This is a genomic window from Bradyrhizobium sp. sGM-13 (genome assembly GCF_018398875.1).
Lineage (GTDB): Bacteria > Pseudomonadota > Alphaproteobacteria > Rhizobiales > Xanthobacteraceae > Bradyrhizobium.
In genome coordinates this window covers 1-6,827 of record NZ_JAGWDK010000091.1, presented here as the reverse complement: position 1 = coordinate 6,827, position 6,827 = coordinate 1, and the positions used below count along the sequence as shown (strand labels likewise).

Below are 6,827 nucleotides of genomic sequence, written 5' to 3'. Positions count from 1 at the left end.
GCAGTCTTGAATCTGATTTGCCCCTAAATGGGAATCCTTAGAGTCCACACCACCTAGAGCAGCTAGAGCGATCCCTTGCTCCCCGCACCACTGCCTCGTCCCGCCGATAGAGGCACGCGGATAATAAACCAGAACCATGCTCCGAGCTGAACTGCAAGGTTGATTGCAAAGGCTGTCTGGTAAGCAACTTCCGGGTAGTGGCCCTGCTGAGGCGTCCAGTACTGAATCACGAAGCCCACCAGATACTGGACAAGAAACGCGCAACCGATGTGAAAGACGTTGAGCGCCGCGGTGGCACGTCCAGCAAGCTCTTTTGGGAAAAAGTCGGCCAGAATCGCGTAGCTAAGGACGGTCGCCGCTCCGCCGGCAGCGACGATCATCCACGGAACAGATGATGGCAAAGGTACTCGCAGGATCACCGCCAATTGGGCTACGAAGAACGGAACTGCGACCAAGCCCAAGAGCGGTCGTGGACCTATCCCGTATCGACGAAGCTTTTGAGCCGCAACGCCTAGAACCAGGGCGCCTGCACTCGAGGCGATTGCCATGACAAAGAGATTGCGAAGCAATTCCGATCGGTCCAGGCCCTCGACATCGGAGAACCACTGGGCAGCCCACAACCCCTGTAACGCCCAGGCCGTACCAATGCAGGTCGCAGAGAGCGGAGCCAAACGCCAGAAGCGAGGATCTGTATAAATTATTCGCAGTCCAAGGCTAGTGCCCTTTGCCAATGACCACCTGCCCTTTGGCACGAGAACGAAAATTGCAAGGGCGCATCCAACCGATGCAATGGCCAGGAGCTCAAACAATCCCCGCCAGCCGATCGACGCGAGCAGGTATTCGGCCGGCAATGTTGCCGTCACAGCGCCAAAGGACCCTAGCATAATCATCAGGCCATTGAGCAGTGGCACCTGCTCGGCGGGAAACCAGAGAACGACGGCTTTCAATCCGGCCGTCAATGCTGCAGAAGCGCCAAGGCCGATTAACGCCCGGCCGAGAAGAAGAAGCCAAAAGTTGTCGGCTACGGCAAATAGCGCTGCCCCGGCGGCTGCGGCCATCAGCACGACACTCTGGATTTTCCCTGGACCGTATCGGTCCACTAACACCCCGATAGGAATCTGGGCGGCCGCGAAGGTCAGGAAGTAGATGGACGTCAGGAGACCGAGGTCATCGGCACCCACACCAAACTCATTGGTCAGTGGTGCAGCTATGGTCGCGTTGATGGTGCGAAAGAGAAAAGAAAGGTAGTAAGCTGCGACGAAGGGTAAGAAGACGCGCAAAACTAAAAGCCAATCTGTGGAGAAGGCTCGTGACCGCTGCGGCCCCCTAGCACGCCATGGCGCCAGAAGCGGCCGCAATATCGCGCCAGGCATTTGCTCTGCTGTTGCATCGGGTTCGCGCTCGAAGGCTGCCCCTCGAGCAACAGGCGGAGATTGTGGTTTGTTGCCGGCGACGGTCGCCGCAACGCCGTTTGGTTCCCGGTGTGTGGAGCGGGTCGACCCTTCTTGCCTCACCGGTTGTGTTGCAAGATGCGCCGGATCAGTCGAATTCACCCGCTCGATTGTTTCCTTTATGAGCGACGTTCCTAGATCGACTCGCCTTGTCACCTGAGCAGCAAATTCGTCGAAGCGCGCGAGTCCCAGGGTACAGGCGGCAGGTTGGTCGGCAGCTGCGAGCGGGGGCGTGACGGCGAGAAGAAATCGAGCCTGAAGTGCAACAGCCTCACTCACAATCCGCAACTCTTGATGAAGCCGTTCGAGGTTCCAATTGATGGCGTTCAGCCGGCGATCAACCGAGGTCTCTTCGATGGCGTCATGATCTGGCTTGAAGAAATGAGCGAGGGCAGCCTCAATGACCGCCGATTTGGTGGCCCCGGGACGTTGCGCTGCGACTTCGAGCCGCGCGGCGACAGGCTCTGAAAGGTAGACGCCGATCCATGGCTTCATGGAAGCGCTCCGTCGAAATGCAATCGAGCGGCCGCTGACTTCTCATGTCCCGAGACGGACTGTTTCCGCCGGTCGATATGACCCCAGCTTCCTCGCTCGACGGCGCTGAAGAAGGCTTCAATTTGCGCGTTGAAGGCCGCAGGTTCTTCGAGATTGATGGCATGGCCCGTATTGGGGCACACCCAAATGCCGGCGGCGGGAATTGTGGATTTGAGCATTAGGCCGGTTTCTAAACATGGCATGTCCTCGTCACCCACCGCGAGCAGTACCGGGACCGTCATCCGTGAAAATTCGTCGCGGAAGTTGTACAAAGCCGGTCGCACAGCTTGGCACTGAAGCAAAGTATTGGCCATCCCCTGCGCCGAATGCTGCTTGAGCCGATCTACGAACTCCTGCCAGCCCCTCGGATCCTTGTGTTTCAGTTGAATTCGCGTGGAGTGGCGTGCCATTTTCTCTGCCATGGCATCCATACCTCGCGCCGCCAATGCGCGCGCGAGAACAGACGTGTTCTTCAACCACCTTTCACGATCCGAGGCTGGAGATCCCGCCCCTGCTCCGGCTGCGACGATCGCGCTGCTCCTTTCGCGGTACCGCAACCCAAACAGCAGAGCAGCATAGGCGCCCATGCTAGATCCAACCATGTGGGCGCGCCCGATCGAGAGGTCGCGCATGACGATGCCGATGTCTTCCACGGCGACCTCCCAGCCGTATATGGCGGGATCATCAGGAACGTCGCTCGGTGGATATCCACGCGCGTTGTAGGCGATGCACCTATAACCACGCGAGAAATAACGGATCTGCGCTTCCCAGCTGTGCAGGTCGGATTCGAATTCATGAACGAAAATGATTGGATAGCCCCGCCCATATTCCTCGAAATACAGCCTTATTCCACCTGAATCGATATAAGGCATTGCCACCCCTTTTCTTGGAGCGCCGGCAAGACGCTGCCGCGCATCGAGTGGCGTTGTGGATGAGCAGGGATAAGAATGGAGGTGTCGATAACCGGCGGATCGGATTTCGACACACCTCTCTTGTCTGACGCGCTTCGGCCAGGCCCTTCAGGTCTATATCGGGAGCAACTCCTTAAGCTCGCCCGAGAGCACGATCTGGCTGAAGCGACGGGCGAGCTTCACGCGATCTCCTCGAGAATGAGCGCGTGTCCGTTGAGTAACCCCTCCGAAAGGGAGCTTAGACGCATTACTCTTGGCGCGTTGGCGTGCCGCCGACCCCAGCGCTGGTGTCCCATCGTCTTGGCGCGGCGCGCGCGAACTAGGTCTTCGCCGAAAAGTCGTCGTTCTCCGACTGTAGGCGCCTTATCGGACGCGAACAGTTTTGTTCACGTGGGTGACAATCAATATGTGCTTGACCCTCGGCAGCACCCCGACAAGTGGACGCTGAATGAGGAGGGAAAATGGCAGCGGGCGGACAAGCCTCGACTATATCTCTCCAAAGCTGAGAGTGGTGATGACGAAAACGAAGAAAGCGTCGAGGAATATTCCGGCGAAGAATATATCGAAACGGATTCGTCTGGGGATGATCCTTCTTGGTACTTCGATCCGCTCAATTTAGTCCCGGTGACCGGCTAGCAGAAGTCGCGCCAGGTGCGGCTTGGACTGAAAGTGGCCGACTTCTCATAGCCGCATGCACCGGGGCGAAAGTGGGGCTGCAACGGGAGCGCCCGCCACGCGCGGGCGTGCTGCTGATGTGACGCGCGAGCGGATATAGATTCGGAATCGGCACAGGCTCGGGTCAGCTTGCAGCTCCGGCTCAATGGAAGCATCGCATGTGCTGCGCGATGAATGTGCCGGCGACGAGCCTGCGGGGCGCGATCCGCTTTCCGCTTTCGCGTGAAACCACGATCGGAGAGATCGATCAGCTCTTGCGCGCGCTGTCCGGCATCGTGGCGCGCTTGCGCGCTGGACGCTCGCAGTCCTGCGGGCAATGTCCTTCGAACCAGAGTTGATCTTATGAAAGTCATGATTGCCGCTCGCCCGAGGCTGGCCTGTCGATTTACGTGCCGAAGAAGGACCTCGAAGAGTCGGTCGCTTGGATCGGAGCACGACACGCTGTGGGGCGGGTGGATAAGAATAGCCAATGGCTGGGTGCTCGATCTGCCTGAGATGGCGAGTGACATGCCGTTGCCGATCACGTAAATGCCAGGAACGTGGTGAGGACGGGGATGACCGATGAAGACGACCCCGCTCAATGCGAGCGACGCGGAGATGATCCTCATTGGCCTCGGCCTCAGGCAGCGTGCCCGCAGCATTATTCCCTATCTCGGCCCTTGCCTCACCGAGTTGTCCAAAGCGATGTGCCGATGACGCCGGAGGCCTTGGCTACCTTCTTCGCCGGCAACGTCGCGCTGCCCCGCCGGACCAAGGGCAATGTCTGCGCGTCGGCGCAGTACATCGAGACCAACAAACATCGCTCAGCCTTGACGGCACTGATGGCGCAGGCTTTTGCCCCACCGGTCGAGCTGACGGCACTTTATCATTATCTCGCGGCGCTGTTTCTGTTAAATGCGACCGTCTGGAATGATGATTAGGGCAATTCCATCTAATCGTCTATGCGTCAGTCCGGGCCACCATCCGAGCCATTGGCCTGAAGCGGGCGTGAGCAGTAGATCTTATAGACCTGGGCTCGGCCTGTCCCGAACCATCTCTGCCAACCGGAGAGCAGAGCAATTCCCCGAAGCTGCTGAGAACGCGCTCAAGCAGCAGCAGGCTCGGAAGAAACAAGACGAACAATGGCGCGAACATCAGAGGGGTCACACTCGAGAATGATCGGGGTAGCCGGGTTCGAAGCGAAGATGTGGCGCACGACCTGACACAAAGAAAGAAGAGACGTGGTGAGACAATAACGCCAATGAAGGTAAAACACCCGTCTTGGTAAGATCGCCGAGCTGCTCTATTGCTGGGCTAATGGCACAGGATCTCATTCCCGGAGTCCAGAAGATCGAGTTGGGAACGCGGGCGCGGGTACAGCTGTGTCCCGAAACTCGTCAGCTTCCTGACAGCTAAGCTCCCTAACATGAGAACGTGGTCTCTTGACGACGGATGCCGCCGATGGGTCAACTGGTGACAAGCCCAAGGAAAGCTCTGGCGGATTTGAGCCCACGTTCTCAAACCAATAGGAGAGCTGTATGGATTTCAACCGGATCGACGGTGCTGGGTCTCCAGGGTCCCCAAGTGCCTACGAGTGGACTCAAGAAGATCATGACCTATTTAGTCGAGTGATGAATGAAGCCGGGCCGTCCTCGTCTGCCGAGCCAGACAAGACGGTATATGATGTCTCATGGGCCGTTCCCGAAATGTTTTCGCACGGCTCCCAAGTCGCCCCGCTCCGAATGATCGAGAAACTGACCTACCACGGTCTCCTGCCCGACTCGGAGCAGCCGACGATGAGCTACGAGATCCGGGGTCACCTCTACACGGCCGCATTGGATCCGTCTCAGAGCGTACGCCTCATTCATAACCCACCGGAAGCTCAAATGCCGCGACTCGGGTCGACGGGGGCGCCAGATTTCGGAGCGTTCTTCGTTGAGACCCGGCGTGGTCGTGTGCCCCGCCCGGAGCAATGGGCCCCGCTGGCGCTTATTGAAAAGCTGCGCGAACATGGGCTCATGCCTACCGCAGACCACCCAACAACCATTTCGCTCGGCAGCAAGCTTTATAACGCCGAGCTAAAAGAAGGAGGGTTCGTTAGGCTTACGCGCCGCCAGACCTGAAATCTATGCGGTGGCTGAGCCAACTTGGCTGGGCGGGAGCCCTCCGGTCCAGCCGGCTTCTACTACATAGACAATTCACCGTTCCCCACTAACTGTCCGCATCGCCAGCGGGTGCGCATTTTGTCGAACCCGCTGGCAGCTGGCGAGCATGAACGCTGTGGCAGTTGAGTGGCTGCGCAAGCTGATGGCGGTCCGGCGGATTTCCTGAATGCAGTACCGGCCAATAGCGATGCTGCGGTAGCGCTCGCGATCGCGCTCCTGCCATATGGCGCTACTCGCAGGGAGATGGGGCTAAGCATCAAGCATCGGCAGCATAGAGGATTAAACATCGAACAGAGAATTCCCACCAGCCCGCTCGCCGAAGAGAGCGGCAGATGAAGCGCTTCAAATCGGCACGACAGGCGCAGCGCTTTCTTTCTATCCACGATCCCATCGCGAACCTGTTTCACCTAAGGCCCCATCGCTTGACTGCTAGCACCTATCGCGAAGCCCATGGGGTCGCCTTCGAGACATGGGCGGACATCACCTCGGTCGCGCTCGCTGCCTGAAAACTATGCTCTTCCCCGCCCAAGATCCGTCGGATGCCCGTTAACGTGACGATGCCCTTCCTCATGCTCTCTAAGCCGGGTAACACCTGCGCCCGTCAGCTTGTCATCAGCTTGTCTGAGTATCATGCAGCCCGACGCGCTTGCGAAGAGACTTCGCCGAAGGGAAACGCGAATCGCCATGTATAATCGAATTAGTGGCTCATCCACACGCGCTAGCCAAGCTGACGAACCGAACCAGTCGGTGGATAGCGACAGCTTTACGGAAACGCTTGCGGGCATGCCGTCCCAATCGGCGCCGGATCCCGATGCTAGTACCCGGAATCAGAGTTGAGTGATACGGCGGCCTTTGAATCTGCGTTGACGGACTTTTTTCTTGGTCCAGACGAAGGGCTCGGCTTTGTCGTTGTAGGCGTCGACGTAGGCATCGATGTGTTCCTGCAGCTGCTTGAGGCTTGTGAAGGAGGTGCCGCTGAGCGACTGCCCCTGCAGGATCGAAAACCAAACTTCGACCTGATTGAGCTAGGATGCGCTTGTCGGCGTGAAATGAAATTTCACATTGGGGTGGGCCTTTAGCCAGTGCTCGTTCTTCTTGTGGGTGTTGAGGTT

The 6,827-nt window shown here is 58.2% G+C and carries 7 protein-coding genes and 3 pseudogenes; 7 read left to right on the top strand and 3 right to left on the bottom strand.

The genetic code is table 11. From position 1 onward, the window contains the following. Positions 1–62: 62 nt before the first annotated feature. Complete coding sequence (locus KJQ96_RS37720) at positions 63–1,946, bottom strand: nitrate/nitrite transporter (RefSeq protein WP_249735036.1); 1,884 nt, start codon at positions 1,944–1,946, stop codon at positions 63–65. After that, positions 1,943–2,857 (bottom strand): alpha/beta fold hydrolase, encoded by a 915-nt coding sequence (locus KJQ96_RS37715; RefSeq protein ID WP_213291075.1) that lies wholly within the window; start codon positions 2,855–2,857, stop codon positions 1,943–1,945. Before KJQ96_RS37715 ends, KJQ96_RS37720 begins: the two co-directional genes overlap by 4 nt. A 429-nt stretch (positions 2,858–3,286) precedes the next feature. On the opposite strand from KJQ96_RS37715, the gene KJQ96_RS37710 reads away from it, so the two are divergent. The 7 genes and pseudogenes from KJQ96_RS37710 (at position 3,287) to KJQ96_RS42500 (ending at position 6,221) form a co-directional block, all read left to right on the top strand. Then, a complete protein-coding gene (locus KJQ96_RS37710) occupies positions 3,287–3,532 on the top strand; it encodes a hypothetical protein (protein WP_213254909.1) in 246 nt (81 codons plus the stop codon). A 157-nt stretch (positions 3,533–3,689) separates the two neighbouring features. Then, positions 3,690–3,909: pseudogene (locus KJQ96_RS37705) on the top strand (cysteine desulfurase NifS); the annotation flags it as partial. Between the two features lie 4 nt (positions 3,910–3,913). Then, a pseudogene (nifT, locus tag KJQ96_RS37700) lies at positions 3,914–4,136 on the top strand (putative nitrogen fixation protein NifT). Further along, positions 4,133–4,267 (top strand): hypothetical protein, encoded by a 135-nt coding sequence (locus KJQ96_RS41625; protein WP_256441740.1) that lies wholly within the window; start codon positions 4,133–4,135, stop codon positions 4,265–4,267. Before nifT ends, KJQ96_RS41625 begins: the two are co-directional and overlap by 4 nt. Further along, positions 4,264–4,491 (top strand): hypothetical protein, encoded by a 228-nt coding sequence (locus tag KJQ96_RS37695; RefSeq protein ID WP_057849738.1) that lies wholly within the window; start codon positions 4,264–4,266, stop codon positions 4,489–4,491. Before KJQ96_RS41625 ends, KJQ96_RS37695 begins: the two co-directional genes overlap by 4 nt. 597 nt (positions 4,492–5,088) lie before the next feature. Continuing rightward, a complete protein-coding gene (locus KJQ96_RS37690; protein ID WP_213254905.1) occupies positions 5,089–5,673 on the top strand; it encodes a hypothetical protein in 585 nt (194 codons plus the stop codon). Between the two features lie 374 nt (positions 5,674–6,047). Then, positions 6,048–6,221, top strand: a complete 174-nt coding sequence (locus KJQ96_RS42500; protein WP_375293266.1) for a hypothetical protein — start codon at positions 6,048–6,050, stop codon at positions 6,219–6,221. Between the two features lie 321 nt (positions 6,222–6,542). Here KJQ96_RS42500 and KJQ96_RS37680 read toward each other — a convergent pair. After that, positions 6,543–6,827 (bottom strand): annotated as a pseudogene (locus tag KJQ96_RS37680) (transposase); the annotation flags it as partial.